This window comes from Saccharopolyspora sp. NPDC000359, assembly GCF_040300525.1.
Taxonomy (GTDB): domain Bacteria; phylum Actinomycetota; class Actinomycetes; order Mycobacteriales; family Pseudonocardiaceae; genus Saccharopolyspora.
The window spans coordinates 23,103-49,768 of record NZ_JBEPDU010000017.1 but is presented as its reverse complement, the minus strand read 5'-3'; the positions used below and the strand labels follow the sequence as shown (position 1 = coordinate 49,768).

The 26,666-nt window shown below is 72.1% G+C and carries 26 protein-coding genes and 1 pseudogene; 14 read left to right on the top strand and 13 right to left on the bottom strand.

Annotation, left to right across the window (positions count from 1 at the left end; all coding sequences use genetic code 11):
* Positions 1 to 20 precede the first annotated feature (20 nt).
* From ABT324_RS13575 to ABT324_RS13565, 3 genes are read left to right on the top strand one after another with little or no spacing between them, the layout of a single operon-like run.
* Positions 21 to 512 (top strand): (2Fe-2S)-binding protein, encoded by a 492-nt coding sequence (locus ABT324_RS13575; protein WP_351175934.1) that lies wholly within the window; start codon positions 21 to 23, stop codon positions 510 to 512.
* Positions 509 to 1,495, top strand: coding sequence for an FAD binding domain-containing protein (locus tag ABT324_RS13570; protein ID WP_351175932.1), 987 nt, complete (start codon positions 509 to 511; stop codon positions 1,493 to 1,495). The genes ABT324_RS13575 and ABT324_RS13570 overlap by 4 nt, the downstream gene beginning before the upstream one ends.
* Entirely contained in the window at positions 1,492 to 3,579 is a 2,088-nt protein-coding gene (locus ABT324_RS13565; protein ID WP_351175930.1) for a xanthine dehydrogenase family protein molybdopterin-binding subunit, read from the top strand. The genes ABT324_RS13570 and ABT324_RS13565 overlap by 4 nt, the downstream gene beginning before the upstream one ends.
* 10 nt (positions 3,580 to 3,589) lie before the next feature.
* On the opposite strand, the gene ABT324_RS13560 is transcribed toward ABT324_RS13565, so the two are convergent.
* From ABT324_RS13560 to ABT324_RS13540, 5 genes are all read right to left on the bottom strand, one after another.
* Entirely contained in the window at positions 3,590 to 3,970 is a 381-nt protein-coding gene (locus ABT324_RS13560) for a nuclear transport factor 2 family protein (RefSeq protein WP_351175928.1), read from the bottom strand.
* Positions 3,971 to 4,000: 30 nt separating this feature from the next.
* Positions 4,001 to 5,149 (bottom strand): nickel pincer cofactor biosynthesis protein LarC, encoded by a 1,149-nt coding sequence (gene larC / locus ABT324_RS13555; protein WP_351175926.1) that lies wholly within the window; start codon positions 5,147 to 5,149, stop codon positions 4,001 to 4,003.
* A complete protein-coding gene (gene larB / locus ABT324_RS13550; RefSeq protein WP_351175924.1) occupies positions 5,146 to 5,814 on the bottom strand; it encodes a nickel pincer cofactor biosynthesis protein LarB in 669 nt (222 codons plus the stop codon). The genes larC and larB overlap by 4 nt, the downstream gene beginning before the upstream one ends.
* Positions 5,811 to 6,635 carry an ATP-dependent sacrificial sulfur transferase LarE gene (gene larE / locus ABT324_RS13545; protein ID WP_351175922.1) on the bottom strand — a complete coding sequence of 275 codons (825 nt, stop codon included), beginning with the start codon at positions 6,633 to 6,635 and terminating at the stop codon, positions 5,811 to 5,813. The genes larB and larE overlap by 4 nt, the downstream gene beginning before the upstream one ends.
* Positions 6,636 to 6,696: 61 nt before the next feature.
* A complete protein-coding gene (locus ABT324_RS13540) occupies positions 6,697 to 7,446 on the bottom strand; it encodes an SDR family NAD(P)-dependent oxidoreductase (protein WP_351175920.1) in 750 nt (249 codons plus the stop codon).
* A 216-nt stretch (positions 7,447 to 7,662) separates the two neighbouring features.
* On the opposite strand from ABT324_RS13540, the gene ABT324_RS13535 reads away from it, so the two are divergent.
* Complete coding sequence (locus ABT324_RS13535; RefSeq protein WP_502949737.1) at positions 7,663 to 9,225, top strand: helicase HerA-like domain-containing protein; 1,563 nt, start codon at positions 7,663 to 7,665, stop codon at positions 9,223 to 9,225.
* A 30-nt stretch (positions 9,226 to 9,255) separates the two neighbouring features.
* On the opposite strand, the gene ABT324_RS13530 is transcribed toward ABT324_RS13535, so the two are convergent.
* The 3 genes from ABT324_RS13530 to ABT324_RS13520 all read right to left on the bottom strand — a co-directional run bounded on the left by ABT324_RS13530 (position 9,256) and on the right by ABT324_RS13520 (position 13,227).
* Positions 9,256 to 10,299 (bottom strand): family 2 encapsulin nanocompartment cargo protein polyprenyl transferase, encoded by a 1,044-nt coding sequence (locus ABT324_RS13530; protein WP_351175918.1) that lies wholly within the window; start codon positions 10,297 to 10,299, stop codon positions 9,256 to 9,258.
* Between the two features lie 97 nt (positions 10,300 to 10,396).
* Complete coding sequence (locus tag ABT324_RS13525) at positions 10,397 to 11,782, bottom strand: family 2B encapsulin nanocompartment shell protein (protein WP_351175916.1); 1,386 nt, start codon at positions 11,780 to 11,782, stop codon at positions 10,397 to 10,399.
* A gap of 35 nt (positions 11,783 to 11,817) precedes the next feature.
* Positions 11,818 to 13,227, bottom strand: coding sequence for a family 2B encapsulin nanocompartment shell protein (locus tag ABT324_RS13520; protein ID WP_351175913.1), 1,410 nt, complete (start codon positions 13,225 to 13,227; stop codon positions 11,818 to 11,820).
* Positions 13,228 to 13,820: 593 nt separating this feature from the next.
* On the opposite strand from ABT324_RS13520, the gene ABT324_RS13515 reads away from it, so the two are divergent.
* The 6 genes and pseudogenes from ABT324_RS13515 (at position 13,821) to ABT324_RS13490 (ending at position 17,345) form a co-directional block, all read left to right on the top strand.
* Positions 13,821 to 14,072, top strand: a complete 252-nt coding sequence (locus ABT324_RS13515) for a helix-turn-helix domain-containing protein (RefSeq protein WP_351175911.1) — start codon at positions 13,821 to 13,823, stop codon at positions 14,070 to 14,072.
* Positions 14,069 to 14,836 (top strand): bestrophin-like domain, encoded by a 768-nt coding sequence (locus ABT324_RS13510; RefSeq protein ID WP_351175909.1) that lies wholly within the window; start codon positions 14,069 to 14,071, stop codon positions 14,834 to 14,836. Before ABT324_RS13515 ends, ABT324_RS13510 begins: the two co-directional genes overlap by 4 nt.
* Positions 14,833 to 15,951 (top strand): hypothetical protein, encoded by a 1,119-nt coding sequence (locus ABT324_RS13505; protein ID WP_351175907.1) that lies wholly within the window; start codon positions 14,833 to 14,835, stop codon positions 15,949 to 15,951. Before ABT324_RS13510 ends, ABT324_RS13505 begins: the two co-directional genes overlap by 4 nt.
* Positions 15,952 to 16,000: 49 nt before the next feature.
* A complete protein-coding gene (locus ABT324_RS13500; RefSeq protein WP_351175905.1) occupies positions 16,001 to 16,468 on the top strand; it encodes a DUF4442 domain-containing protein in 468 nt (155 codons plus the stop codon).
* Between the two features lie 68 nt (positions 16,469 to 16,536).
* A pseudogene (locus ABT324_RS13495) lies at positions 16,537 to 16,620 on the top strand (VOC family protein); the annotation flags it as partial.
* Between the two features lie 203 nt (positions 16,621 to 16,823).
* Positions 16,824 to 17,345: a COG4315 family predicted lipoprotein gene (locus tag ABT324_RS13490; protein WP_351175903.1), complete on the top strand. Its 522-nt coding sequence runs from the start codon at positions 16,824 to 16,826 to the stop codon at positions 17,343 to 17,345.
* 106 nt (positions 17,346 to 17,451) lie between these two features.
* Here the strand turns inward: ABT324_RS13490 and ABT324_RS13485 are convergent, their stop codons facing one another.
* On the bottom strand, positions 17,452 to 18,660 hold the full coding sequence (locus ABT324_RS13485) for an acetyl-CoA C-acetyltransferase (protein ID WP_351175901.1): 1,209 nt from the start codon (positions 18,658 to 18,660) through the stop codon (positions 17,452 to 17,454).
* 191 nt (positions 18,661 to 18,851) lie between these two features.
* On the opposite strand from ABT324_RS13485, the gene ABT324_RS13480 reads away from it, so the two are divergent.
* Positions 18,852 to 20,372, top strand: coding sequence for a 3-hydroxyacyl-CoA dehydrogenase (locus ABT324_RS13480; protein ID WP_351175899.1), 1,521 nt, complete (start codon positions 18,852 to 18,854; stop codon positions 20,370 to 20,372).
* Positions 20,373 to 20,904: 532 nt separating this feature from the next.
* Positions 20,905 to 21,915: a glycoside hydrolase family 5 protein gene (locus tag ABT324_RS13475; protein ID WP_351175897.1), complete on the top strand. Its 1,011-nt coding sequence runs from the start codon at positions 20,905 to 20,907 to the stop codon at positions 21,913 to 21,915.
* 24 nt (positions 21,916 to 21,939) lie between these two features.
* Here ABT324_RS13475 and ABT324_RS13470 read toward each other — a convergent pair whose 3' ends face one another.
* The 3 genes from ABT324_RS13470 to ABT324_RS13460 form a co-directional block, all read right to left on the bottom strand.
* Positions 21,940 to 22,746 (bottom strand): NAD-dependent epimerase/dehydratase family protein, encoded by an 807-nt coding sequence (locus tag ABT324_RS13470; RefSeq protein ID WP_351175895.1) that lies wholly within the window; start codon positions 22,744 to 22,746, stop codon positions 21,940 to 21,942.
* A gap of 364 nt (positions 22,747 to 23,110) precedes the next feature.
* Positions 23,111 to 23,575 (bottom strand): MarR family winged helix-turn-helix transcriptional regulator, encoded by a 465-nt coding sequence (locus tag ABT324_RS13465; RefSeq protein WP_351175893.1) that lies wholly within the window; start codon positions 23,573 to 23,575, stop codon positions 23,111 to 23,113.
* Positions 23,576 to 23,689: 114 nt separating this feature from the next.
* Positions 23,690 to 24,337, bottom strand: a complete 648-nt coding sequence (locus ABT324_RS13460) for a 4'-phosphopantetheinyl transferase family protein (protein ID WP_351175891.1) — start codon at positions 24,335 to 24,337, stop codon at positions 23,690 to 23,692.
* A gap of 304 nt (positions 24,338 to 24,641) precedes the next feature.
* Here ABT324_RS13460 and ABT324_RS13455 point away from each other — a divergent pair, with 304 nt between their 5' ends.
* The gene (locus ABT324_RS13455) at positions 24,642 to 25,115 is read left to right on the top strand and encodes a cupin domain-containing protein (protein ID WP_351175889.1); all 474 of its coding nucleotides are present in this window, start codon (positions 24,642 to 24,644) and stop codon (positions 25,113 to 25,115) included.
* Positions 25,116 to 25,125: 10 nt separating this feature from the next.
* Here the strand turns inward: ABT324_RS13455 and ABT324_RS13450 are convergent, their stop codons facing one another.
* Positions 25,126 to 25,875, bottom strand: a complete 750-nt coding sequence (locus ABT324_RS13450; RefSeq protein ID WP_351175887.1) for an SDR family oxidoreductase — start codon at positions 25,873 to 25,875, stop codon at positions 25,126 to 25,128.
* Between the two features lie 166 nt (positions 25,876 to 26,041).
* Here ABT324_RS13450 and ABT324_RS13445 point away from each other — a divergent pair, with 166 nt between their 5' ends.
* Positions 26,042 to 26,641, top strand: a complete 600-nt coding sequence (locus ABT324_RS13445; RefSeq protein WP_351175885.1) for a TetR/AcrR family transcriptional regulator — start codon at positions 26,042 to 26,044, stop codon at positions 26,639 to 26,641.
* The last annotated feature ends 25 nt before the right edge of the window (positions 26,642 to 26,666 follow it).

Below are 26,666 nucleotides of genomic sequence, written 5' to 3'. Positions count from 1 at the left end.
AGGACTTGAGGGGAGGGGCATTGGACACCGAGATCACCCTCGTCGTGGACGGCGTCGAACACCGGCTCACCGTCGACACCCGCACCACGCTGCTCGACGCGCTGCGGGAACGGCTCGGCATCACCAGCCCGAAGAAGGGCTGCGACCACGGCCAGTGCGGCGCGTGCACGCTGCTGCTCGACGACCGCCGGGTCAACAGCTGCCTGATGCTGGCGGTGGCCTTCGACGGAGCGGACCTGCGCACCGCCGATGGCCTGGCCGACGGTGACCTGCACCCGGTGCAGCGCGCGTTCATCGAGCACGACGCGTTCCAGTGCGGTTACTGCACACCGGGTCAGGTGGTGTCGGCGGTGGGCGTGGTGCGCGAGTTGCACGACGGAGAGCCCAGCGTGGTCACCTCCGACGGGGCGGACCTGGCCGAGGAGGTGCGCGAGCGGATGAGCGGGAACCTGTGCCGCTGCGGCGCCTACGCCAACATGGTCCCGGCCATCGTGGAGGTCGTGCAGCGATGAGACCGTTCCGCTACCAGCACGTCCCGGACGTCAGCAGCGCGGTGAGCACGCTGACCGCCGATCCCGAGGCGGCCTACCTGGCGGGTGGCACCAACCTGGTCGACCTGATGAAGCTGGAGGTCGCGGTGCCGGACCTGCTGGTCGACGTGCGGGGGCTGACCTCCGACCAGGTCGAGCTGCACCCGGACCGCGTCCGGATCGGGGCGGCGGTCACCAACAGCGCGCTGGCCGCCGACGAGGTGGTCCGCCAGCGGTTCCCGGTGCTGTCGCAGGCCGTCCTGGCCGGTGCCTCCGGGCAGCTGCGCAACCTGGCCACGACCGGCGGGAACCTGTTGCAGCGCACCAGGTGTTCGTACTTCCAGGACGTCAGCACGCCGTGCAACAAGCGTGAACCGGGCACTGGTTGCTCGGCGCGCGAGGGCTTCCAACGAGAGCACGCCATCCTCGGTGCTTCCGAGGCGTGCATCGCCACGCACCCGTCCGACATGGCAGTGGCGCTGGCGGCGCTCGATGCCGTGGTGAACACCGAGGGCCCGAGCGGGCCGCGGTCCATCCCGCTGGTGGACCTGCACCGGTTGCCCGGCGACGACCCGCAGCGGGACACCGTCCTGGAGCACGGCGAGCTGATCACCTCGGTCGACGTCCCGCTGCTGGACTTCGCGACCCGCTCCCGGTACCGCAAGGCGCGCGACCGCGCGTCCTTCGCCTTCGCTCTGGTGTCGGTGGCCGCTGCCGTCGACGTCGCCGACGGTGTGGTGCGCGACGTGCGCCTGGCGCTGGGCGGCGTCGCGCACAAGCCGTGGCGGGCCAGCGCCGCCGAAGCCGCGCTGCGCGGCAGCGACGCGTCGGTGGAGGCGTTCCGCAGCGCCGCCGACGCTGAACTGGCCGGGGCGCGTCCGCTGCCCGGCAACGAGTTCAAGGTCGCGCTGGCGCGCAACATGGTCGTCAGCGTGCTCTCCGAGTTGGCGGGGGTGCCGCGATGACCACGACGACCAGCATCATCGGTGCCCCGGTGGATCGCATCGAAGGCGTGGAGAAGGTCCGCGGCGCGGCGCTGTACGCGGCCGAGCACCCGGTCGACCGGCCGGTGCACGCGTTCCCGCTGCAAGCCGAGATCGCCCGGGGCCGCATCACCCGCATCGACACCACCGAGGCGATGGCCGAACCCGGGGTGGTCGGGGTGCTCACCCACGACAACGCCCCCGAGCTGGCCGCCAACCAGGACGCCGAGCTGGCCGTCCTGCAGTCCCCGGAGGTCGCCTTCCGCGGCCAGCTCATCGGGGCGGTGCTGGCCGAGAGCGCCGAGGCAGCGCGGCGGGCGGCGCGGGTGGTGCACGTCGACTACGAGCAGCAGCCGCACGACGTCGACCTGCACCCGGCCCGGCCGGACCTGGTCAAACCGGAGCTGGTCAACGGCGGGGCCCGCACCGACACCGCAGAAGGCGACGTGGACGCCGCGCTGGCCAGCGCCGCGGTGGTGCTCGACGAGACCTACACCACGCCGCAGGAGCACAACAACCCGATGGAACCGCACGCGACCATCGCGAGCTGGTCCGGCGGCGACCTCACCCTCTACGACTCCACGCAGGGCGTGCACTGGGTGCGGGATGCCATCGCCGCGGTCTTCGGCCTGGACCAGCAGCGCATCCACGTGGTGTCCCCGCACGTGGGCGGCGGTTTCGGGTCGAAGGGGCTGCCGCACGCGCACGTGGTGCTGGCCGCGATGGCCGCCCAGCACGTCGAGCCGCGCCCGGTGAAGCTCGTGCTGACCAGGCAGCAGATGTTCACCGTCGTCGGCTACCGCACCGGCACCCTCCAGCGCATCCGGCTGGGCAGCGACGCCAACGGGCAGCTGACCGCGATCAGCCACGACGCGGTGTCGCAGACCTCGCGGATCAAGGAGTTCGTGGAGCAGACCGCGGTGCCCTCCCGCACCATGTACGCCGCGCCGAACCGCCGCACCACGCACCGGGTCGCCGAGCTGGACGTGCCGGTGCCGTCGTGGATGCGGGCCCCCGGCGAGTGCCCCGGCATGTTCGGCCTGGAGGTGGCGGTGGACGAGATGGCCATCGCCTGCGGGCTGGACCCGGTGGAGTTCCGCATCCGCAACGAACCGGACACCGACCCGGACACCGGCCGCGCGTTCTCCAGCCGCAACCTGGTCGCCTGCCTGCGCGAGGGCGCGCAGCGCTTCGGCTGGGCGCAGCGCGACCCGGCCCCGCGCTCCGGTCGGGACGGCCGCTGGCTGGTGGGCACCGGCGTGGCCGCCTCGACGTACCCGGTGCTGTCCATGCCCGGGTCGCGCGCCACCATCCAGGCCCGGCCGGACGGCCGCTACCGGGTGCTGATCGGCGCGGCCGACATCGGTACCGGCACGTGGACGGCGTTGACCCAGATCGCGGCGGACGCGCTGGAGGTGGACCTCTCCCGCGTCCAGCTCAGCATTGGTGACACCGACCTGCCCTACGCCTCCGGTGCCGGTGGCTCCACCGGGATCGGCTGCTGGGGCTCGGCGATCGTGGACGCGGCCCGCCGCCTGCGCGCGCAGCTGCCGCGCGGGGAACCGGTCCCCGACGAGGGCGTCGAGGTCACCGGGGCCATCCCGGACAACCCGTACGCCGGGCAGCTGGCGATGCACAGCTTCGGCGCGCAGTTCGCCGAGGTCCGGGTGCACGCCGACACCGGCGAGGTGCGGGTGCCGCGGATGCTGGGCATCTTCGCGGCGGGCCGGATCGTCAACGCCAAGACGGCGCGGTCCCAGCTGCTCGGCGGGATGACCATGGGCCTGTCCATGGCGCTGCACGAGCACAGCGCGGTCGACCCCCGCTACGGCCACGTGGTCAACCACGACCTCGCGGAGTACCACATCGCGACCAACGCCGACGTCGGCGAGATCGAGGTGGACTGGATCGACGAGCACGACCCGTACGTGAACCCGATGGGCACCAAGGGGATCGGCGAGCTGGGCATCGTGGGCACGGCGGCGGCGATCGCCAACGCCGCGCACCACGCCACCGGAGTCCGGGTCCGCGACCTGCCGATCACGCTGGACAAGTTCCTGGGCTAGGCCGATCGCGTCAGCTCGGCGTGGCGCCCTTGCCGGGCCAGAAGGGCCACTCCTCGAAGGCCCGGCACCTGCCGTCCGGGGCGAAGCCGATGACCCACAGGTCGCGGTACTCCTGCCCTCCCGGGCCGCCGTAGTGGACCTCCACCCGGACGACCGCGGTGTCACCTTCGAGCGCGACCGGGCTGCTGGACATCTGGAACTGCTCGTCGGGGCCGGTGCGCTCGGCCTGCCACATCCGCTCGATGGCCGGCAGGCCGACGACCGGTGCCAGGTAGGGGGCCTGCTGGTAGGTGGCGTCCGGGGTGAACAGCTCCGCGAGGACCTCGACACCCGGCGTCCGCCACGCCCGCTCGTACCCGGCGACCCACGCGAGCGCTCGTTCCCAGTCCATGGTCCGGGGAGTGTGGCACAGGCGCGCGGTTCACGCCTGCTGCTCTCCTGCGGCCAGGGCGCGAGCGGCGACGGTCCTGAGCGACAGGCCGAGGGCGTCCGCGGCCGCCGCGACGTCGTCGTGCTCCGGTTTGGTGTGCCAGGGTCCGTGCTTCAGCCGGATCCGGTGGCCGTCCACGGTGACCGCCGTGGTGCGGCGGGGGAGGGCCCGGCGGTAGACCGGGTGGCTGCGGACGCCGAGGCTGCCGGTCTCGGCCAGGACCAGCTCGGTCAGCTCGGGTTCCCGGTCCGGGTGGCACAGGACGTGCAGCACGTGGGCGGGGCGGGACTTCTTCGTCGTCGACGGGGTGGTCCACGCGTCGGCCGCACCAGCCCGCAGCGCGCGACCGATGACGTGGCCCAGCAGTTCGCCGGTGACATCGTCCACATTGCACGCCACGATGACCATCGGTTCGACGGGCTCGGCGGTCAGCGGCGTGCCGAGCGTCGCCGGGAGCACGTTGGGGCGCTGGGCGAAGCGCTTGGTCCCGGCCCCGTAGGCGGTTTCCCGCACGGTCATCGCGGGAGGCGGGACGAACCTGGTCCCGGCGGCCTGGAGCAGCGCGGCGCCGGTCGGGGTCACCGTCTCGCCGGGCAGGTCGGTGCCGACGACCGCTGCGCCGCGGAGCAGCTGCATGGTCGCCGGCGCGGGGGCGGGGAGGATGCCGTGGGCGCACCGGACCGTGCCGCTGCCCAGCGCCAAGGGAGCGGAATTCACTGCTGTGACGCCCAGAGCGTGCAGTGCGGCGGCCACGCCCACGGTGTCGACGACGGTGTCCAGACCGCCGATCTCGTGCAGGTGCACCTCGTCGGGGTGCCGTCCGTGCAACGCGCCTTCCACCTCGGCGATCGCGCGCACCGCCGCCGCGGCCAGCTCGGCGACGGGCTCGGGGCGGGCCTGTCGCACCCGCGCGAGCAGTTCCGAGGCGTGCCGCTCGGTGCTGGTGTCCTCGACCTCCACCACCGCCCGGGTCGCCGCGATGCCGTCGACCTGCACCTGCTCGGCGCGCAACCGCCAGCCCGCCAGCCCGGTCGACTCGACGGCCGCCCGCACCGCCTCCAGCGGCGCCCCGAGCCCGAGCAGCGCGCCCAGCAGCATGTCCCCGGAAGCACCCGTGACCGGGTTGAGCCAGAGGATCACCGGCGCCCCACCGCGGTGTGGGCCAGCCGGTGCGCGGCCATCGCCGCCCCGAACCCGGAGTCGATGTTGACCACGGTCAACCCGGCCGCGCACGAGGTCAGCATGGCCAGCAGTGCGGTCACCCCGTCCAGCGCCGCGCCGTAGCCGGTGGACGTGGGCACCGCGACGACCGGGCACGCCACCAGACCACCGACGGCGCTGGCCAGCGCCCCCTCCATCCCGGCCACCACGATCACCGCGTCGGCCCGCGCCAGCTCCTCGCGGACCGCCAGCAGCCGGTGCAGACCGGCCACCCCGACATCGCGCACGACGTGGGTGGTCAACCCGATCGCGCCGCACACCGCCTCGGCTTCGGCGGCGACCGGCCAGTCCGCGGTGCCCGCGGTCGCGACGCACACCCGGAACGGGCGCGGCGGAGCCGGTCGCCACACCATCAGCCGGGCGGTCTCGTGGTAGCTGCCACCGGGAACCTCGACCTGCCCGGCGGTGCCGGGGTCCAGCCGGGTGACCAGCACCGGACCGGTGCCGCTGGCGAGCAGCTCGGTGACGATGCCGGTGATCTCGGCGGGCTGCTTGCCGGGTGCGTAGACCACCTCCGGCAGCCCCTGCCGGGCTTCCCGGTCGACGTCCACCCGCGCGTAGCCGAGATCGGCGAACCCGGTCACGACGCGCTCCGCACTGGCAGCAGCGGCAGCAGGGCGTTCATCCGCCCGCTGCGGAACCCGCCCAGGTCGACGGCGCAGAACTGGAACCCCGCCTCGCGCACGACCCGGTCCAGCTCGGTGCGCTGCTCGGTCGCGCGAGCGATGTCGTCCTCCGGGACCTCCAGCCGCGCAACGGTGCCCTGCCCGTGCGCGCGCACCCGGCACACCTCGAAGCCCAGTGCGTGCACGGCGGATTCAGCGCGCTCGATGCGCCCGAGCACCTCCGGGGTCACCGGATCGCCGTAGGCTACGCGCGAGGCCAGGCACGCGGCGGCGGGCTTGTCCGCGGTGACGAGCCCGAGCTCCCGGCTCACCCGGCGCACAGCCTGCTTGGTCAGCCCGGCGTCCACCATCGGAGCGATGGCGCCGCGCTGCGCGGCAGCCAGCTGACCCGGGCGGTGGTCGCCCAGGTCGTCGAGGTTGGTGCCCAGCGCGATGCGGCCGCCCAACGCGGTGGCCAGTGGCTCGATCGCGTCGAACAGCGCTGATTTGCAGTGGTAGCAGCGGTTCCCGTCGTTGGCCGCGTACTCGGGCCGCTCCGCTTCGTCGGTGCAGACCTCGACGTGCGGGATGCCGCGGGTGTGGGCGAACTCCTTGGCCTGCCGCCGTTCCACGGCGGCCAGGCTGGGCGACACGGCGGTGGCGGCCAGCGCCCGCGGCCCCAGCACCTGGTGCGCCACTGCCGCCAGCAGGGCCGAGTCCACGCCCCCGGAGAACGCCACCACCAGGGCGTCCTCCGCGCTGATCCGCTGCCGCAGCCGGTCGAGTTCGGACTCGCTCACGGGCTTGCTCCTTCCACGGTCCCGGCGAGCTGAGGACCCGGCCGCCGGGCGAGCCGAGTTCTCAGATGGCGGTCATGCCCCCGTCCAGGACGAAGGCGCTGCCGTTGGCGAAGCGCGCCTCGGCCAGGAAGACGATGCCCGCGGCGACCTCCTCGGGGGTGCCCATCCGGCCGTCCAGCTGCCGCTGCTCCATGGCCTCGCGGGCGGCGTCGGGGTCCGGGGCGTCGGCCAGGATCTTGCCGATCCACTCGCTGGCCACCGTGCCGGGGCAGATCGCGTTCGCCCGGATGCCGCGGTCGGCGTAGTCGACGGCGATGGAGCGGGTGAGCCCGAGGACCCCGGCCTTGGACGCGCAGTAGGCGGCCCGGTTGCGCACGCCGACCACCCCGGCCACCGAGGAGACGTTGACGATGCTGCCGCCCCCGGCCGCCACCATCCGGGGCAGCACGATCCGGCAGGTCTCGAACAGCGCGGTCAGGTTCACCCCGAGCACGGCGTCCCAGTCCTCCCGGCTGGTCCCGGTCACGGTTGCGGCGACCCCGATACCGGCGATGTTGGCCAGCAGCCGCGGGGTGCCACCGAAGTGCTGCTCGGCGCGGTCCACGGCCGCTTCGAACGCCTCGGCGTCGCGCACGTCCAGCACGACTGGCAGCGCTTCCGAACCCGCCGCGGCGACGGCTTCCGCGGTCCGCTCGGTCCCGGCGAGGTCGACGGCCACGACCCGGTACCCCTCGGTGGCCAGCGCGACGGCGGTGGCGTGGCCGATGCCGGACCCCGCGCCCGTGACGATGGCCGTGCGAACGTCGTCCAACGGACTCCTCCTGGTGCTCCACAGTGGACCGAAGGGGGCGAGGTCTGATCATCCGACCACTGCACTCTAGGCGTGGAACAGCCCGCGCTGTCAAGGGAGGATCCCGGCTCGCGGCGCCGGTTGACGGCCGCTGTGCGGAGCGGTAGGCGGCCTCCGGACTCGCCGGCGCATCGCTCGTCCGGGTGGCTCACCGGGGCCGCGGCCAGGCGCGGACCTATGTTCGAAACCGGACGGACCGGCGGGCGGGAGGACGTGATGGCGGACAACGCGGCGCGGCAGATCGCTTCGGGCTACGCGACCGGAGGCGCTGCCGTCGAGCTCGGGGCGGTGGTGGTGGACGGCGCGGTCGACGCCGGGGCGGCCGTGCGCGTCCCGCTGGCCACCCTCAACCGGCACGGCCTGGTGGCCGGGGCGACCGGCACCGGCAAGACCAAGACGCTGCAGCTGCTGGCCGAGCAGCTCTCCGACGCCGGGGTGCCGGTGCTGCTCGCCGACGTCAAGGGGGACCTGTCCGGGCTGGCGCAGGCCGGGGAGGGCGGGGCCAAGGTGACCGAGCGCTCGGCCGAGGTCGGCGACGACTGGCGGGCCACCGACTACCCGGTGCAGTTCTGGTCGCTGGGCACCCGCGGCCGCGGGGTGCCGATCCGCGCGACCGTGACCGGCTTCGGCCCGCTGCTGCTGGCCAAGGTGCTGGGGCTGAACGCCACGCAGGAGTCGACGCTGGGCCTGATCTTCCACTGGGCCGACGAGCGCGGCCTGGCGCTGCTGGACCTCAAGGACCTGCGCGCGGTCATCCAGTACCTGACCAGCGACGAGGGCAAGGCGGAGCTGAAGGGCATCGGTGGGGTCTCGGTGGCCACCGCGGGCGTCATCCTGCGCGCGCTGTCCAACCTGGAGGCCCGCGGTGGCGCGGAGTTCTTCGGCGAACCCGAGCTTGCGGTCGCCGACCTGCTCCGGCAGGTCGACGGCAAGGGCGTGGTGAACCTGCTGGAGCTGGACGACGTGCAGTCCGACCCGGTGCTGTTCTCCACCTTCCTGATGTGGCTGCTCGCCGAGCTGTTCGAGGAGCTGCCCGAGGCCGGTGACCTCGACCGCCCGAAGCTGGTGTTCTTCTTCGACGAGGCACACCTGCTGTTCGCCGAGGCGTCCAAGGCGTTCCTGGAGCGCATCGAGCAGACGGTGAAGCTGATCCGCTCCAAGGCCGTCGGCGTCTTCTTCTGCACGCAGCTGCCCACCGACCTGCCCAACGCGGTGCTCTCGCAGCTGGGCGCCCGCGTCCAGCACGCGATCCGCGCGTTCACCCCGGAGGACCAGAAGGCGCTGAGCCGCACCGTCAAGACCTACCCGACCACCGAGCACTACCAGCTGGACCAGGCGCTGACCTCGCTGGGCATCGGCGAGGCGGTGGTGACGGTGCTCTCCGAGACCGGCGCGCCGACCCCGGTGGCCTGGACCCGGTTGCGGGCCCCGCGGTCGTTGATGGGGACGATCGAGGAGGAGGCGGTGCGCTCCCACGCGGCCGGATCACCGCTGTGGGAGCGGTACCAGGAGACCATCGACCGCGAATCGGCCTACGAACGCCTGGCGAACAAGGTCGCGCCCGCACCGGAGGAACCAGCCCAGGCCGCGCCGAGCGGGCGGGACGAGCCCGCGGCGGACAAGCCGGGCGTCTTCCAGCAGGCGATGGACAGCCCGGCGGTCCGGTCGTTCTTCCGCTCCGCGGCCAGCGCCCTCGGCCGCGAGATCACCCGGGGCCTGTTCGGCAACCGCCGTCGGTGACCGCCACCCGGGGCGGCGGTCACCGACCGGTCAGTGGTCGCGGTGGGTCATCAGGTGGGCCAGTGCGGTGAGCTGCTCGGCCGGGCGGGTCTCCAGGTCGGCGCGGCGGAGGTCGGCCAGCGCCGAGCTCAGCAGCTCGTCGCTCTGGTGCTGGCTCCAGCTCCGCCCACCGGCCAGCGCGATCAGCTCGGCGGACTGGGCCAGGTCGCTGCCGGACAACGGCTGGTCGTGGAGGTAGACGGCGGCCAACCGCTGCCCGGCGGGCGTGCCGGAGGTCAACGCGAAGACCACCGGCAGGGTCTTCTTGCGGGTGCGCAGGTCGGAGAACACCGGCTTGCCGGTGATGGCCGGATCACCCCAGATCCCCAGCAGGTCGTCGACGTGCTGGAACGCCAGCCCGAGCCGTTCACCGAAGCTGCGCAGCCGGGCGACCTGCTCGGTCCCGCCGCCGCCGAACATCGCCCCGAGCGTGCACGCGCAGCCCAGCAGCGCACCGGTCTTGTCGCGGGCCATCCGCTGGCACTCGGTCAGGTCCACGCTGCGGCGGTCCTCGAAGGCCAGGTCGGCGACCTGCCCGTTGATCAGGTTCAGCACGGTGGTGCTCAACGTCCGCACGGCGTTGGCCGACTCGGGGTGGGGGCACGCCGCGAGCACGTCGGAGGCCAGCGACAGCAGCGCGTCCCCGGCCAGGATCGCCGGGCCGCTGCCGAACACCGTCCACGCCGTGGGCCGGTGCCGCCGGGTGACGTCGCCGTCCATCACGTCATCGTGCAGCAGCGAGAAGTTGTGCACCAGCTCCACGGCGACCGCGGCCGGGACCGCCACCGCCGGGTCGCCGCCGACCGCGCTGGCGGTGAGCAGCACCAGCGCCGGGCGCAGGGCCTTGCCGCGGTCGGCGCGCACCGGGTTGCCGTGCTCGTCCCACCACCCGAAGTGGTACCCGGCGACCTGCTGCATCCGGGTGGGCAACCGGTCGACCGCGGCCCGCAGCGCGGGCTCGACCATGGTGCGGCTGCGGGTCAGGGCCTCGTAAGCAGCGCCCGCCCGGCGGGCCTCCTGCTGCATGGTGGTCATCGGACTTCCCTTTCGACGCGGTGGCGGGAACCCTGCGGCGGGTGCGGAGCGCGCAGCGGTGCTCGCGCCGCTGCGCGCCCCGCGCGGAACCGCTGGATCAGCGGTTGGTCTCGACGTGCTCGAGGACGCCGAGCGCGTCCGGGACCAGCACCGCCGCCGAGAAGTAGGTGCTGACCAGGTAGGAGATCACCGCTCGGTCGTCGATCCCCATGAACCGCGCGGAGACCCCGGGCTGCTGCTCGTCGGGGATGCCGGTCTGCTGCAGGCCGACCACCCCGCTGTCCTCCTCACCGGTGCGCAGGCACAGGATCGAGCTGGTGCCGCGCTCGCTGATCGGGATCTTGTCGCTGGGCAGGATCGGCACGCCCCGCCAAGCCTGCACCTGGCGGCCCTGCACCTCGGTGGTCTGCGGGTAGATCCCGCGCCGGGTGCACTCCCGGCCGAACGCGGCGATGGTGCGCGGGTGGGCCAGGAAGAACCGCGACCCGCGCCGCCGGGAGAGCAGCTCGTCCAGGTCGTCGGGGGTGGGTGGGCCGGTGCGGGTGTGGATGCGCTGCCGGAGGTCGGCGTTGTGCAGCAGCCCGAAGTCGCGGTTGTTGACCAGCTCGTGCTCCTGGCGCTCCCGCAGCGCTTCGATGGTGAGGCGGAGTTGTTGCTCGGTCTGGTTCATCGGCTGGTTGTAGAGGTCGGCGACCCGGCTGTGCACCCGCAGCACGGTCTGGGCCACGCTGAGCTCGTACTCGCGGGGTTCGAGCTCGTAGTCCACGTAGGTCGCGGGCAGCGTCGGCTCACCGGAGTGCCCGGAGGCCAGCGCGATCTCGGCTTCGCCGTGCTTGTTCTGCTTCGGGACCGGTCGCCCGCGGGTGGCCGCGATGTGCGCCCGCAGCTGGTCGAACCGGAGGTTGACCGCCTGCAGCGCCCGCCGGGTCAGGACGAGCGCGGTGCACGGCGTGACTGCCTTGTAGGTGTGCTGCCAGGTTCCCTCCTCGGCGAGCACGTCGGCGCCGAAGAACTCGCCGTCGGCCAGCACGGTCAGCGCGGCCTCCTCGCCGTACTCGGCGGTGCCGAGCTTGGTGACCTTGCCGTGGGCGATCAGCACGACCTGCTCGGCGGGTTGCCCGGCCCGGGCGAGGACCTGGCCGGGCTCGAACTCCTGCTGGATGAACCGGTCGGCCAGCGCGCCCAGCGCGGTGTCGTCGTCGAACCCGCGCAGCAGCGGGAGCTCGCGCAGTTCCTGGGGGATCACGCGCACGTCCGCGCCGGTGTTGGTGAAGGTGATCCGGCCGTCGCCGACCGCGTAGGTCAGCCGCCGGTTGACCCGGTAGGTGCCGGCCCCGACGTCGACCCACGGCAGCATCCGCACCAGCCACCGCGAGGTGGTGCCCTGCATCTGCGGGACGGTCTTGGTCGTCGTCGACAGCTTGCGCGCTGCCGCGGTGCTCAGGCTCAGCGGCGACGCCTCGCCCGGTTCGGTCCTGGTCACGGTGTCCACTGCTCCTAGAGGTGGTTCGACGTCGCTCACGCGCGGCCGAGCTCGACGTGCTCGAGCACACCGATCGCGTCGGGCACCAGCACGGCCGCCGAGTAGTAGGCGCTGACGAGGTAGGAGATGACGGCCTGGTCGTTGATCCCCATGAACCGCACGGACAGCCCGGGCCGGTATTCGTCGGGGATGCCGGTCTGGTGCAGCCCGACCACGCCCTGGTTCTCCTCACCGGCGCGCACCAGCAGCACCGAGCTGGTGCGGGTGTCGCTGACGCGCAGCTTGTTGCACGGCAGGATCGGCACCCCGCGCCAGGACGGCACCTGGTGGCCGTGCAGGTCGGTGCTGTGCGGGTAGATTCCGCGCTTGCTGCACTCCTGCCCGAACGCGGCGATGGTGCGCGGGTGGGCCAGGAAGAAGCTGGGTTCCTTCCACACCAGCGTCAGCAGGTCGTCGAAGTCGTCGGGGGTGGGTGGGCCGGTGCGGGTGTGGATGCGCTGGCGGAGGTCGGCGTTGTGCAGCAGCCCGAAGTCGCGGTTGTTGACCAGCTCGTGCTCCTGGCGCTCGCGCAGCGCTTCGATGGTGAGGCGGAGTTGTTGCTCGGTCTGGTTCATCGGCTGGTTGTAGAGGTCGGCGACCCGGCTGTGCACGCGCAGCACGGTCTGGGCCACGCTGAGCTCGTACTCGCGGGGTTCGAGCTCGTAGTCCACGTAGGTCCCGGACAGCTGCGGTTCGCCCGCGTGACCGGAGGCGATCTCGATGTCGGCCTCGCCGTGCGGGTTGTGGCGGCGCCTCGGCTGGGACAGGGCTCGCTGGACGTGCTCGCGCAGCACCTCGGAGTGGCCGTTCATCTCCTGGAAGGCCTGGCTCCGCAGGGTGAGCACGGTGCAGGGGGTGACCGCCTGGTAGGTGGAGCTCCAGGTGGCCGAGTCCCCGCCGAGCACCTGCGTGCCGAAGAACTCGCCGTCGGCCAGCACGCCGAGCACGGTCTGGTCGCCGTACTCGCCGGTGCCGATCTGGTTGACCTTGCCGTGGGCGATGAGCACGACCTGCTCGGCGGGCTGGCCAGCGGTGGCGATCACCTGGCCGGGCTCGAACTCCTGCTGCACGAACCGGTCGGCCAGCGCCCCGAGCACGGCGTCGTCGTCGAGCCCGCGCAGCAGCGGGATCTCGCGCAGCTCCTGCGGGATCACCCGCACCTCCGCGCCGGTGTTGGTGAAGGTGACGCGCCCGTCGCCGAGGGTGTAGCTCAGGCGCCGGTTGACCCGGTACACCCCGCCCGCGGCCTGCACCCAGGGCAGCATCTTCAGCAGCCAGCGCGAGGTGATGCCCTGCATCTGCGGGACGGACTTGGTCGTGGTCGCCAGGTTTCGGGCCGCCGCCGTGCTCAGGCTCAACTGCGAGGCTCCGGTCTCGCCGTGGTTGAGCGGTTCGGTCCCAGTCACGCCAATACCACCAATCATCTCGATCGCTGAGTTCGGGCAGCTGAATTGCGCTGAGGATTGTTTTCGCTGGAATGCGGAATGGTTCGAATGAAATGGCTCGCCCGTTGCCGGGTTGCCGTCTTCCTCGCTGCCGACGGCGACGTTAGCACTGTCGATCTCGGCCGTACAGTCACCCGAAAGTGCTGCTCATATCGGTAAAGTTCGTGGTAGTCGACGTGTTCTGGCTCACCTGGACCACGGCTCGCGCTGAACCCTGAGTAATCGTCCCGGGCAATGGTGTCCGACAATTCGGCGGCGGTGCACCTGCTTGCGCTAGGCCGTTCCAGTGATCTTGGAATATTCCCCGAGGATATTGCTCCAAGTGGGCGAACTGCTCCGCGCCCGCAGATTCCACGAATCGGACTATCTGTGCTCCGTCCAATTCGGAGTACTGTTCGGCCGCGGAGGAACCGCGTTCTTCGCGGTGTTTCCCTCGAAAATTCTGAAATCGTGTCGAGCGGGCCGCAGCGCCCGTTCTCGTGCATCAGGAGGCGGGCGAGCGTGTGCGCAAGCGCCATCCGGTCCGGGCGGATCGAGTGGGAGGCGATGTCGTCGTGAAGTGGAACCTGCGGTTGGTCGCGGCCCAGCGCGGAATCTGGAAGGCCGCCGAGCTGCAACGGCTGCTCGGCGAGCACGGCCTGGTGGTCTCGGCCGGGAAGATGTCCGGGCTGTGGTCCAAGACCCCGGCCAGCCTGAAGCTGTCCGACCTGGACATCATCTGCAGCGCGCTGGGCTGCCAGGTCGGCGAGCTGCTGGTGCCCGAGCCGGTGGTGGTGCGCGGTGAAGCGCTCCGGAGCGCGGAATGAGCACCTACCTGCAGGGCCTGGTCTGGGTCCTGAGCGCGTCGGTGGCCGCGGCCCTGGTCGGCTACCTGGTGCGCAGGCTCGGGCAGGACGAGGGGAGGCCGAGCAACAACGACGCGGCGGGTCAGGTGTTCACCATCGTCAGCGGCCTCCAGGCGGTGGTGCTCGCCTTCGTCCTGGTCACCCTGTTCGACACCGTGACCGACGCCCGGGAAGGGGCTTACCGGGAAGCGCAGAGCCTGGTCTCGGTGGCCTGGGCGGTGGACGCGCTGCCCGAGCAGTCCGGTGCCCAGGTCCGCGACCTCGGTGCCAGCTACCTGCGCACGGTCGTGGAGCAGGAGTGGCCGGTCATGCAGCGCGGCGGCGAGGTGCCCGGGCCGGGGTGGGCCCAGCTGGACCAGATCCGCGAGGTGGTGCTGAACGCCCCGGCCGACGGCGAGTTCGAGGAGGACCGCAAGACCGAGGCGACCACCCAGCTCGGCCAGGTCTACGAGGAGCGGCACGAACGCCTGACCCGGGCGTTCGACCGCGGCGTGGTCGCGGTGGTGTGGTTCGTGCTGATCGTGGGCAGCGTCGTCTGCGTGCTGCTGCCGAACCTCTTCGGTGGCACCAGGTTGTTCCCGCACATCGTGCTGGTGTCCACATTGGCCGGTGCGCTGGCGCTGCTGCTGTTCGCGATCTTCCAGCTGCAGAACCCGTTCAGCGGCGGCTCGCGGATCGGTCCGGAGGCCTTCAGCTGGGCGCTCGAACGGCTCGGCCGAAGTTGAGGCGGGGTGCAGCGGCAGCGGCGGCGGCCCTGGTGCTGCTGGCGTCGGTCACCTGGGTGGCCAGTGCGGCGGAGGCCCCGGGGTGCTCGGTGCTCCAGGTCCGCAACCGCGGTGGTCTGTCCACTCTGCACCGGGTGGACTTCCCCGCCGCGGACAGCACCAGGTTGGGCGCCCCGGGTTACCGGCTGAACGCGCTTGGGTACTCGGCGGCTCAGCACTTGGTGTACGGGATGGCCTCGCGCGGTCCCTCGGGACCGTTCCCGGACGGCGGGCACGCGGTGGTGGTGACGCCTGACGGGAGCATCCGCGACCTGGGGCCCGTCCGGGCCGGTGCGCTGCGCGCGCCGTCGGCCGGGGCGGTGTCCGGGAACCGCTGGTACCTCGCGGAGGACGGCTACCTGCACGTGGTGGACGTCGAGCCCGGGAGCCGGACGTACCTGGCGGTGCTCTCGACGGTGCGCATCGAGGGGCTGGGCTGGCCGGTGTCGCTCGACGACTTCGACGTGGACCCGGTCGACGGCCAGCTCTACGGCATCTCCGCCACCAGGTCCGGGGGAGCGGCCCTGGTCCGGCTGGGCCACGACGGCCGGGTGGCGGAGGTGACCGGCGTGCCGGGGCTGCCGCCGCTCAGCTACGGGTCGGTGGTGATCGCTCCCGACCGCGCGCTCCACGTCACGGCCAACGAGTCGGGCGTGGTGCACCGGATCGGTCGGGGCGGGTCGGTGAGGTGGCTGGCCACGGTGCTCCCGATGTCGAGCTCGGACGCGGCGGGCTGCCTGGTGGCGGCCCCACCGCCGCCCTCGGTGACGGCACCGCCCCCGTTTACTTCGCCGCCGAGCAGGCAGCCGGTCCCGCCGCCGAGCACCTCGGTCCCGGTGCCCACCCCGACTCCGGAACCCAGCCCCACCCCGGAACCCGCTCCGCCACCGGAGCCCAGCCCGACGGCGGAACCCCCACCTCTCGGCCCGCCGCCTCCGGGCAACTACGCCGTGCCCACGGCGGAACCCGAGGTGGAGGTCTCCGGGCACACCACCGAGGAGAAGCGGCGCTGGGCACTGGCCGCGCTGGTGCTGCTGATCGGCGGCAGTGCCGCGGTGCGCCGGTTGGCGCGCTGAGCGGGCCGGAGCTGGCGGCACAAGTTACCGATGAGTAGCATCGGTGCCCATGACGACCGAGACCGCTGCTGCGGACCCCCACGACGTCGGCGCCATGCTGTCCCAGGCGGTGCCGATGGTGCGCACGCTGAACCTGGAGTACGTCGAGACCACACCGGAGCGGGCCGTGCTCCGGCTGCCCGACCAGGCGGAGTTCCACAACCACGTGGGCGGCCCGCACGCCGGTGCGATGTTCACCCTCGCCGAGTCGGCCAGCGGTGCCATCGTGATCGCGGCGTTCGGCGACCAGCTGCACCGCGCGGTGCCGCTGGCCGTCCGCTCCGAGATCGACTTCCGGAAGCTGGCCATGGGCGAGGTGACCGCCACCGCGGTGCTCGGTCGCCCGATCGCCGACGTGGTGGCTGAGCTGGATGCCGGCGAGCGCCCCGAGTTCCCGGTCCGGGTCAGCATCCAGCGCGCCGACGGCGCGGTCACCGGCGAGATGTCGATCACCTGGACGCTGCGCCCCCACGACTGATCCGGTCCCCGTGGCGGTTCCTCTGTGGACCGCCGCGGGCCCCGAGGCTGCGACTTCCCCGTACTCGTGGCGTCCGCTTCGCCCAGGAGCCGGTCGAGATGGGCGAAGGGACCACTGCGGTCTTCGACGACACCTGCGAGAACCTGATCCAGCCGGAGGGGCGCCCCTCCGCTCATCCGAGGACCAATGGCCCTTCTCTGGGCCCAGGTGCGGAGGCATCCTCGGGGCTGTTGTGCAGTGGCACGGCGGAGCTCCGCGACCACGCGGCAGCTCGGTCGGTTGAGCGCGGCTTGCTGGCGAGCGCGGCCGGGCCGCGTCACCGTCGACGGCACCGCCCCGGTCGCAGGGAGGCCCGATGCCCCGCTTCATCCGAGATCGCGCGGTAGCGCCGCGAAGCATCGGACTGGTCGGCAGCGCCCTGGTCGTGGCAGCCGCGTGCGTGCCCGGCGGTGAGGAACCAGCCGGCCGCGGAGTCGGCACACCCCCGCCGCCGGACACCGCGCCCCCGGTCACCGGAGGGGCGGTCGTGGTCCGCACCGAGCAGGTACCCGGCCTGGGCCCGGTGCTCACCGGCCCGGACGGCCGCGCGGTGTACCTGTTCGACGAGGACGGGGAGTCCAAGCCCACCTGCCTCGACGGCTGCGCCCGGGACTGGCCCCCGCTGACCGCCACGGCCCCACCGCAGGCTGGCCCGGACGTCAAGCCCGAGCTGCTCACCACGACCCGGCGCCCGGACGGCGCGACCCAGGTCGTCTACAACGGACACCCGCTGTACTACTACATCGGCGACGACGTCCCGGGCCAGGCCAACGGCCACGGGGTGCTCTCCGCCGGAGGCTACTGGTACGCCCTCTCGCCCGAGGGCAACAGGATCTGAGCGGTCCCCGCGGCCACGCCAGCGGCGCCGATGCTTCGTCCCCTGGGACGGGAACCGGAGCTCCACCGCGGTTCCGGGGCCTCCCCGGAGCCGCGGTGGGTGCCGGTCAGATCCGCTCGAAGACGGCGGCGAGGCCCTGGCCACCGCCGATGCACATCGTCTCCAGACCGTAGCGGGCTTCGCGGCGGTGCATCTCGCGGGAGAGCGTGGCCAGGATGCGGGCGCCGGTCGCGCCGATCGGGTGGCCGAGGGAGATGCCGGAGCCGTTGACGTTGAGCCGCTCGAAGTCGGCGGGCTTGAACTCCCACTCCCGCGTGCAGGCCAGAACCTGCGCCGCGAACGCCTCGTTGAGCTCGATCAGGTCCACGTCGGCGAGGGTGATCCCGGCGCGCTGCAACGCCTTCGCCGTCGCGGGGACCGGGCCGATGCCCATCGTGCGCGGCGGCACGCCCGCCCGCGCCCACGACACCAGGCGGACCAGCGGTCGCAGGCCCAGCTCGGCGGCGCGCTCCGGGGTGGTCACCACGCAGATCGCCGCCGCGTCGTTCTGCCCGCTGGCGTTGCCCGCGGTGACCGTCGCATCCGGGTCCGACTTGCCCAGCACGGGTTTCAACGCCGCCAGGGTGTCCATCGTGGTCTCCGGGCGGGGGTGCTCGTCGACCTCGACCACGGTGTCGCCCTTGCGGGAGCGCACCGTCACCGGAACGATCTCGTCGGCGAACAGCCCGGCGCCCTGCGCGGCTCCGGCGCGCTGCTGCGAGCGCACCGCCAGCTCGTCCTGCTCGGTGCGGGAGATCTCGTACTCGCGGCGCAGGTTCTCCGCAGTCTCCAGCATGCCGCCGGGGACCGGGTAGTTCGCGCCGCCCGCGGTGACCCGGCCGCGGGCCAGCGAGTCGTGCAGCTGCAGCCCGCTGCCGCGGATGCCCCACCGGGCCTCGGTGGTGTAGAAGGACGCGTTGCTCATACTCTCCGCGCCACCGGCCAGCACCACGTCGCTGACCCCGGTCTGGACCTGCATCGCGGCGTCGAGGACTGCCTGCAACCCGGACCCGCAGCGGCGGTCCACCTGGCTGCCGCCGACCTCGATGGGCAGGCCCGCGTCCAGCGCCGCCACCCGGCCGATCGCCGGGGCGTCGGAGGTGGGGTAGCCGTGGCCGAGGATCACCTCGTCGACCGCTGCGCCGTCCAGCCCGGTGCGCGCCAGCAGCGCCCTGATCACCGTCGAGGCCAGGTCGACCGCCGGAACGGTCTTGAACACCCCGCCGAACCGGCCGATCGGGGTCCGCAGCGGTTCGCAGATCACCGCTTCGCGCATCGCTTGCTCCTTCGGTTCCACCGCGGTGGCCGTTCCGCCGCCGCCATCCGTTCGTAGCACAGCGCCGTTGCGCTCCGGAACACGCGACGATTATGTTCGCGGGCGTATCACTGATAGGCCAATTCAGTATTGGACGCTCTTGGCGTGCCGTGCGAAGGTGCGTCGAAGGCAACCGGGGCGGGAGGTCGACCATGCAGTGGGCGGAGCAGGTCAACGCGGTGCGGGTGATCGGCACCGGGGTGATGGGGCGCGGGATCGCGCAGATCGCCGCGGCGGCGGGCCTGGCCGTGGAGCTCGCCGATGCGCGCACTGAGGCCGTGACCAGCGCGGTCGACCAGATCGGGCAGATGTTCGACAAGCTGGCCAGCAAGGGCCGGATGACCGCCGAGCAGGCGGCGGCCGCGCGGGGAAGGCTGCGCCCGGTGGACAGCCCGCTGGCCCCGACCGAGTGCGACCTGGTGGTCGAGGCGGTCCGCGAGGACCTGGCCACCAAGCGCGAGCTGTTCGCCGAGCTGGAGAAGATCTGCCCGGCGACGACCGTCTTCGCCACCAACACCAGCTCGCTGCAGGTCACCTCCATCGCCACCGCGCTGGCGGACCCGAGCCGACTCGCCGGGCTGCACTTCTTCAACCCGGTGCCGCTGATGCGCCTGGTCGAGGTGATCCCCGGCGCCCGGACCGCGGCGTGGCTCCCCGACGCGCTGGTGGACCTGGTGCGGCGGCTCGGCCACACCCCGGTGCGCGCCACCGACACCCCCGGCTTCCTGGTCAACCACGCCGGGCGCGGGCTGGTCACCGAGGCGCTGCAGGTCCTCGCCGAGGGGGTGGCCAGCACCTCGGACGTCGACCGGATCTGCCGCGACGTGCTGGGCCTGCGGATGGGCCCGTTCGAGCTGATGGACCTGACCGGGCTGGACGTCACCCACCCGGCGATGGAGAGCATCTGGACCGGCTACTACGGCGACCCGCGCCTGCGCCCGTCGCCGATCACCCGCACCCGCCTGGAAGCCGGGCTGCTCGGCCGGAAGACGGGGGAGGGCTTCTACACCTACGTCGACGGGGTCAAGCAGGAGGACCCCGAGCCGCAGCCGCCGGAGGCGGTGGCGCGCCCGGTCTGGTCCGACAGCGCGGACCTGCTCGACGCGCTGGCGGGCGCGGGTGTTGAGGTGGAGCGCGGGCCGGAACCCTCCGCTGGAGCAGTCGTGCTGGTCACCCCGCACGGCCACAGCGCGGCGACCGCGGCGCGCTCCGCCGACCTGCCCGTCACGCGGGTGTGCGGCGTCGACCCGCTGAGCACCGAAGCCCGCTGCGTGCTGTCCGTGCACCCGGCCTGCGACCCGGAGTTCGCCCGGTCGGCCTGGGCGGCGCTGGCCGCGACCGGCCGCGCGGTGACGGTGGTGCGCGACAACCCGGGCATGGTGGCGCAGCGGATCCTCGCTGCGATCGTCAACACCAGCTGCTTCATCGCCGAGCAGCGGCTGGCGAGCCCGGCCGACATCGACACCGCGGTGCGGATCGCGCTGGGCTACCCGCGCGGTCCCCTGGAGTGGGGCCAGCAGGTCGGCCCGCGGCGGGTGCTGTCCATCCTGCGCGCCCTGCACTCGGCGACCGGTGACCCGCGCTACCGCCCGAGCCGCTGGCTGGTCGAGCGCGCCGAACTCGGCTTGGACCTCACCGAAACCGGCACCACCCCGCACGACCTGCTCACCTGACGGAGGGCGAGTACCCCCGCGACGCCCTGCCCTGACCGGAGCTGTGCGATTCCACTGAGGTGATCCCAGTGAAACTGCACCGACTCACCCCCGCGTGTCGGGCGCCCGACACGCGGGAGGCCCGCAGTTTCAATTGAAACTGCGGGCCTCCCTCACTCATGTTCGAGGTTTCAATTGAAACTGCGAGCTCGTCACCCGTGGCTACAGTTTCAGTTGAAACTGTAGGTCTCGCGTGGCCAGGGGCGGGGTAGGTGGTGGGTTGGGGTGTGGTTGTTCCTCGGAGGGGGATGCGGAGTTGTGTGATTTCCAGGGAAATCGGACGTCTGGCCTCCGGTGAGGTCGTGCGCGGACGGGGGTGGTTTGCGATGTGCTGCGTGCCGCCGGACTCCGTTCTGGCAGGGCGGTGAGGGGTGCAAGTCCCTGTTCGGGGGCGTTGACGGTTTTTCGCGGTGATCGCTATGGTGACCAGCAAACGGGAACTGGGTTTCCTGTTCTTCCGCCGCCAGAATCGCCCTCGACCGAGGAGACGCCGATGAGGTGGCAGAACTGTGTCCGCGCGGCGGCCGTCGCCGCGACCCTGCTCATGACCGGCACCGCGGCCCAAGCCGCCGCGCCGGTGGAGCCGGATCCGAATCCCGTTGCGGAGAACGGGGTCCTGTCCGTGTGCGGCAGGACGCTGTGCAACGCCAGCGGCGCACCCGTGCAGCTGCGCGGGATGAGCACGCACGGCCTGCAGTGGTACAGCCAGTGCGTCAACGACGAGTCGCTGGACGCCCTCGCCCAGGACTGGCAGGCCGACGTGCTGCGGATCTCCATGTACATCCAGGAAGGCGGCTACGAGGAGGACCCGGCGAAGTTCACCGCGATGGTGAACGACTACGTCGAGGAGGCCACCGAGCGCGGCATGTACGCGATCATCGACTGGCACATGCTCGACCCGGGCGACCCGGACTACAACCTGGAGCGGGCCAAGACCTTCTTCGCCGAGGTGGCCCAGCGGCACGCGGACAAGCCGAACGTGCTCTACGAGATCGCCAACGAGCCCAGCGGGGTGGAGTGGGACCAGATCAAGAGCTACGCCGAGGAGCTGATCCCGGTGATCCGGGAGCAGGACCCGGACTCGGTGGTGCTGGTGGGCACCCGGGCCTGGTCGTCGCTGGGCGTGTCGGAGGGCGCCGACGAGTCGGAGGTCGTCGACAACCCGGTCAACGCCGACAACATCATGTACACCTTCCACTTCTACGCGGCCTCGCACGGCGAGGAGTACCTGGATGTGCTCTCGCGCGCGGCGGACCAGCTGCCCCTGTTCGTCACCGAGTTCGGCACCCAGGAGGCCAGCGGGGACGGCGGCAACGACTTCGACATGGCGCAGCGCTACCTGGACCTGATGGCGGAGAAGGGCATCAGCTGGACCAACTGGAACTACTCCGACGACTCCCGCTCCGGCGCGGTGTTCGAGGAGGGCACCTGCGACTCCGGTCCGTACCCCGGCACCGAGCAGCTCAAGCCGGCTGGCGTGTGGGTGCGCGAACGGGTCAGGTGATCGCCGCGGCGACCACGTCGCGCCTCAGCCAGGCTCGCCCAGCGGGAGGGTGGTGAACGTGGCTCCCAGGTAGTCCTGCTCGGGGCCGGGCCGGTTCGGCACCACCTCCGCGGCGTGGTCCGCCGCATCGTCCTGGGGGTGGTAGCCGAGCTGCTCGGCCCCGGCCGGGGACAGCAGCCGCCGGGTGTTGCGGGAGGCTCCCCACACCACCCGGAAGCCGGGGGCGGGGGTGGTCAGGCAGGCTTCGAACAGCCGACCGGCGTCGTCCGGGGACAGCCAGATCGACAGGTCCCGCTCGTCGTTCGGGCGGGGCGCGCAGGCCCCGATGCGCAGGCAGATCACGTCGATGCCGAACCGCGAGTGGTAGAGGCTGCCCAACGCCTCCACCGCCGCCTTGCTGAAGCCGTAGTAGGTGTCGGGCCGGGGCGGGGCCTCGTCGGGGAAGCCCTCGGGGCCAGCGTCGGCGACCGGGAGGAAGCCGACGGCGTGGTTGCTGGAGGCGAGGACCACCCGTGGCACACCGGATTTCCGCGCCGCCTCCAGCAGGTTGTGGGTGCCGTCCACATTGGTGGACAGGATCTCCTCCCAGCTGTTCTCCCTGCTGTGCCCGGCCAGGTGGATGATGGCGTCGACGTCCTGGCAGGCCTGCTGCACCGCCTCGGGATCGGTGATCGCCGCGGTGCGCAGCTCGACCTGCTCGCCGGGTTCGGCGGCGGCGGGCGGCTGGATGTCGAGCAGGCGCAGGACGCGGTCCGGCCTGGCCAGCCGGGTGCGCAGCATCCTGCCGATCTGCCCGGCGGCTCCGGTGACCAGGATTCGTTGCGGCGGCATCGGTTCCTCCGTGGGGGTGGGTCCTCCCACCGTAGACCGCGGCGGGGCCGGGTGGGGGCCCGCTCCCGCCGCCAGACCTGAGCGAACCCCCGGTCGGTGGACGCGGGTGCCGCGTCGCGCTCCCGGACTTCCCGTCCGAAGCTAGGGCAGGCCGGAAACACTGTCAAGCGCGTGATCGGCGGCCGTGAACGTGAATTGTGGGAAAAACACCGGCAGTTCGGGTGCCAACTACGTCCACATAGGACTGGATGCGCGGCGCTGGCCGGGCTTCCCGAGGTCGTCCGCCAGGCCGCCAGCGGTCCCGGCGTCGCCCTTCGGGCAGGTGTGGGGGTTAGCTGGTGGGGCGGTGGTGACGAGCCGGGGGTCAGCTGTTGGCTTCGCGGAGGGTTCGCATGGCTTCGGCGAGCGCGGCCGCGTCCGCCTCGCCGAGGTGGCCCAGAACGTGCTTGCGCAGGATCTCGGCGGCGACTGCCCGGGAGCGCTGGGCGATGTCCAGGCCATGGTCGGTGAGCACCGCGTAGGTGACCCGGCGGTCGGTCTCGCACGGTTCGCGGCGGATCAGCCCGGCCCTGGCCATGCGGTCGGCGACCTTGGTGAAGCCGCCGCTGCTGAGCGCGGCCTCGTGCGCGAGCTTGGTCATCGGCATCCGGTGCTCGGGCGAGCGCACCAGGCGGAGCAGGATGTCGAAGGAGGCGGGAGCGAGGCCGAACCGCTCGGCGATGGCGGCGGTCAGCTTGCCCTGGGTGACGTGGTAGCCCTCGATGACCAGGCCCCACCAGGTGATGATCTCGTCGTCGTCGGTGCGCGGGTCGGGGCGGGTGCTGCTCACTGCTGCTCCTCGGGGACGGGTGTTGCTGCGAACAGTCTACCCCGGAACTGTTCGACAGGAAGCCTCTTGCTCAAAAGAATGAAAGTATCTAAAATCTTCCGAGAAAGAGAATATTCAGAGGGCGATAGCGGTGATGATCAAGCCATCGTCGACCAGCCACCGCCCGGTGAACCCCGTCAGGGGAGCGCCGGTGCGGTCCGCGCCCGTCTTGCGGAGCTGGGCGGTGAAGGTGCCCTCCGGGTGGAGGTGCAGCTGGGCGTCCTCGAAGCCCAGCCACTCGTGGGTGAGCGGGAACCAGGTCTTGTAGACGGACTCCTTTCCGCAGAACAGGATCCGGTCCCAGTGTGTGCCCGGGTGCGAAGTGGACAGCTCGGCCAGGTGGGTGCGCTCGGCGGGAAGCGACACCACGTCGAGCACACCGTCGGGCAGCGGTTCGTGCGGTTCGGCGTCGATGCCGAGCGACTGCACCTTCTCCTGGTGGGCGACGACCGCCGCCCGGTACCCGGCGCAGTGCGTGATGCTGCCGACGATCCCCGACGGCCACAGCGGCGCCCCGCGCTCCCCGGTCAGCAGTGGCGCTGGTTCGACACCGATGCGGCTCAGCGCCTGGCGCGCGCACCAGCGGGCCGTGGTGAACTCCTGGCGGCGCTTGCCCACCGCGCGCGCGATGATCGCCTCCTCCTCCGGGAAGAGGCCCACCCGGGGTGGGTCGGTGACCGTCTCGACGCAGCTGACCTCGGCCGGTAGCAGTTGCTCGATCACCCGCGGTCACCTGCCGCGATCGCGCGACCGCCGAGGTCGGCGGCTCCGGAGCGCCCGTGCCACATCGCTGGTCCCCATCCGTGCTGCCGGTTCGCCCGCCTGCGATCCGGACTCGACGACACGAGATTACGTGGGTTGCCCGCGCGCGTCCTCGACCCGCTGGCGGAACCCGCGTTGCTCAGGGCGAACCCGGGTCCCGCCGCCCGCGGGCGGGCAAGATCACCTCCAGTGGGGTTGTGCGCGCCGCGGGTGGTGGGGTTACCTCGGGGTCCGGCCTCGGTCGGGTGCGCGAGGGAGGACGCAGATGACCCAGCACGACGCTTTCCATCCGGACCTGTCCACGGCGGTGCCCGATGCGCAGCGCGCCTCGCTGCGCACCCGGCTGCACCACGTCCGGGCCGCTGACCTGGACAGGAACACCGCGCAGACCGAGGGCATGCGGCGGCTGGCCGCGATCAGCGGGGAACTGGTCGGCTCGGAGCGGATCTGGATGGGCGAGACCCACGTTGCCCCGTCGACGGCCTCGGACAACCACCACCACGGCGAGTCGGAGACGGCGATCCACGTGGTCAGCGGCAACCCGGAGTTCGTCTTCCACGACGGCACCGAGGAGGTCCGCCTCAAGGCCGAGCCGGGTGACTACATCTTCGTCCCGCCCTACGTCCCGCACCGGGAGGAGAACCCGGACCCGGACCACCCGGCGGTGGTGGTGATCGCCCGCAGCACCCAGGAGGCGATCGTGGTCAACCTCCCCGAGCTCTACCACCTCGACGGCTGAGGCCGCACCTTCAGTACGCGAGTTCCCCGATGCCGCCGTCGACGCGCAGCACGGTGCCGACGGTGTAGGCGGACTCGTCCGAGGCCAGGTAGACGGCTGCCTTCGCCATCTCGGTGGCGCTGCCCATGCGGTGCAGGGGAACGGTCCGCCGGAACTCCTCGTGGAGCTCGGCTTCGCGCTGGGCACCAAGCGGCTTGAGCGCGCCGGTCACGGTCGGCCCCGGGCTCAGTCCGTTGACCCGGATGCCGCGGCCCTTCAGCTCGTAGGTCAGCCCGCGGGCGTAGGACAGCAGGCCCGCCTTGGCAGCGCCGTAGACAGTCGCGCCCTCGTGCCCGACGAAGGCGGAGACCGATCCGACGAGGATCACCGAGGACTGCTGCGAGAACAGCGGCAGCAGGGATTTGACCAGGAAGAACGGCGCCTTGAGGTTGGTGGCGACGAGCCTGTCGAAGGCCTCCTCGGTCCACGCCTCGATCGGCAGGTGGGTGACGTCGGCGGCGTTGCTCATCACGATGTCGAGCTTCGGCCACTCCTGCTGTAGCCGTGCGGCGAGCGCGGCTTGGCCGGGCACGTCACCGGCGTCGCTGACGATGGGCAGCACTGGCCCGCCCAGTTTGCGCGCGGCCTCCGTCAGTCGCTCCTGCGAGCGACCGGTGATCGCGACGGTCGCTCCCTCGGCGAGGAACTCCCGTGCCGTTTCGAGGCCGATGCCGCTCGTGCCGCCGGTGATCAGCGCGTGCTTTCCCGCTAGGCGATCCATGGTTCTGCTTCTCCTCACTGGGCGCCGAGGCGCGTGGTGCGACGGCGTGGGGCTTGGGCTGCACGGGTCGACTGCGGACGACTTCTGTGCAGGCGTTCAAGAAGTGACGCGGCCGAAGCTACCGACTTCTTGAACGCGCTGTCAAGAAGTCGGTAGTGTCGGGCTCGTGGTACGGACCGGACGCCCCCGCGAATTCGACAAGGATCAGGCGCTGGCGCGCGCCCTCGAGCTGTTCTGGTCCCGGGGCTACGGGGCGACGTCGATCCAGGAGCTGGTCGACGCGCTGGGCGTCGAACGCGGCAGCCTCTACGGGACGTTCGGCGACAAGCGCCGCTTCTACCTCGACGCCGTCCGGCTCTACTGGGACGTCTACGAGCGGCACCTGGTCGCCGCGCTGGACACCACCCCGCTGCTGCCCGCGCTCCGCGAGGTCCTCACCCACCCCGCACGCCTGGACGAGCTGGTCTCCGACGTGGGCGTGCCGCAGGGCTGCCTGGTCGGCAACACCACCGCCGAGCTCGTCCCGCACGACAGCGAGGCCACCGAAGTCGTCTCCCGCTCCTACCGCCGGTTCACCGAGGTCCTCACCGACGCGCTGCGCCGTGGGCAGGCCGCTGGGGAGGTCACCGGCAACGCCCGTCCGGAGGACCAAGCCCAGCTGCTGCTCTACGTCGTCCAAGGGCTCTCGCTCGTGTCGAGGGCCGGGCTCGACCGCACCGCGGCGCTGGCCGCGATCGACACCGCGATCGAGGCGTTGCGGGCCTGACCCGCTCCCCGGAGGCCCTCCGGGG

What these genes read in the sequence shown, in the direction of transcription:
- ABT324_RS13485 (WP_351175901.1), bottom strand. Translation starts at nt 18,660, where the DNA reads ATGCGCGAAGCGGTGATCTGCGAACCGCTGCGGACCCCGATCGGCCGG.
- ABT324_RS13560 (WP_351175928.1), bottom strand. Translation starts at nt 3,970, where the DNA reads ATGGACTGGGAACGAGCGCTCGCGTGGGTCGCCGGGTACGAGCGGGCG.
- ABT324_RS13530 (WP_351175918.1), bottom strand. Translation starts at nt 10,299, where the DNA reads ATGACCACCATGCAGCAGGAGGCCCGCCGGGCGGGCGCTGCTTACGAG.
- ABT324_RS13570 (WP_351175932.1), top strand. Translation starts at nt 509, where the DNA reads ATGAGACCGTTCCGCTACCAGCACGTCCCGGACGTCAGCAGCGCGGTG.
- ABT324_RS13450 (WP_351175887.1), bottom strand. Translation starts at nt 25,875, where the DNA reads ATGGATCGCCTAGCGGGAAAGCACGCGCTGATCACCGGCGGCACGAGC.
- ABT324_RS13565 (WP_351175930.1), top strand. Translation starts at nt 1,492, where the DNA reads ATGACCACGACGACCAGCATCATCGGTGCCCCGGTGGATCGCATCGAA.
- ABT324_RS13535 (WP_502949737.1), top strand. Translation starts at nt 7,663, where the DNA reads ATGTTCGAAACCGGACGGACCGGCGGGCGGGAGGACGTGATGGCGGAC.
- ABT324_RS13475 (WP_351175897.1), top strand. Translation starts at nt 20,905, where the DNA reads ATGAGGTGGCAGAACTGTGTCCGCGCGGCGGCCGTCGCCGCGACCCTG.
- ABT324_RS13500 (WP_351175905.1), top strand. Translation starts at nt 16,001, where the DNA reads ATGACGACCGAGACCGCTGCTGCGGACCCCCACGACGTCGGCGCCATG.
- ABT324_RS13470 (WP_351175895.1), bottom strand. Translation starts at nt 22,746, where the DNA reads ATGCCGCCGCAACGAATCCTGGTCACCGGAGCCGCCGGGCAGATCGGC.
- ABT324_RS13480 (WP_351175899.1), top strand. Translation starts at nt 18,852, where the DNA reads ATGCAGTGGGCGGAGCAGGTCAACGCGGTGCGGGTGATCGGCACCGGG.
- ABT324_RS13455 (WP_351175889.1), top strand. Translation starts at nt 24,642, where the DNA reads ATGACCCAGCACGACGCTTTCCATCCGGACCTGTCCACGGCGGTGCCC.
- ABT324_RS13510 (WP_351175909.1), top strand. Translation starts at nt 14,069, where the DNA reads ATGAGCACCTACCTGCAGGGCCTGGTCTGGGTCCTGAGCGCGTCGGTG.
- ABT324_RS13490 (WP_351175903.1), top strand. Translation starts at nt 16,824, where the DNA reads ATGCCCCGCTTCATCCGAGATCGCGCGGTAGCGCCGCGAAGCATCGGA.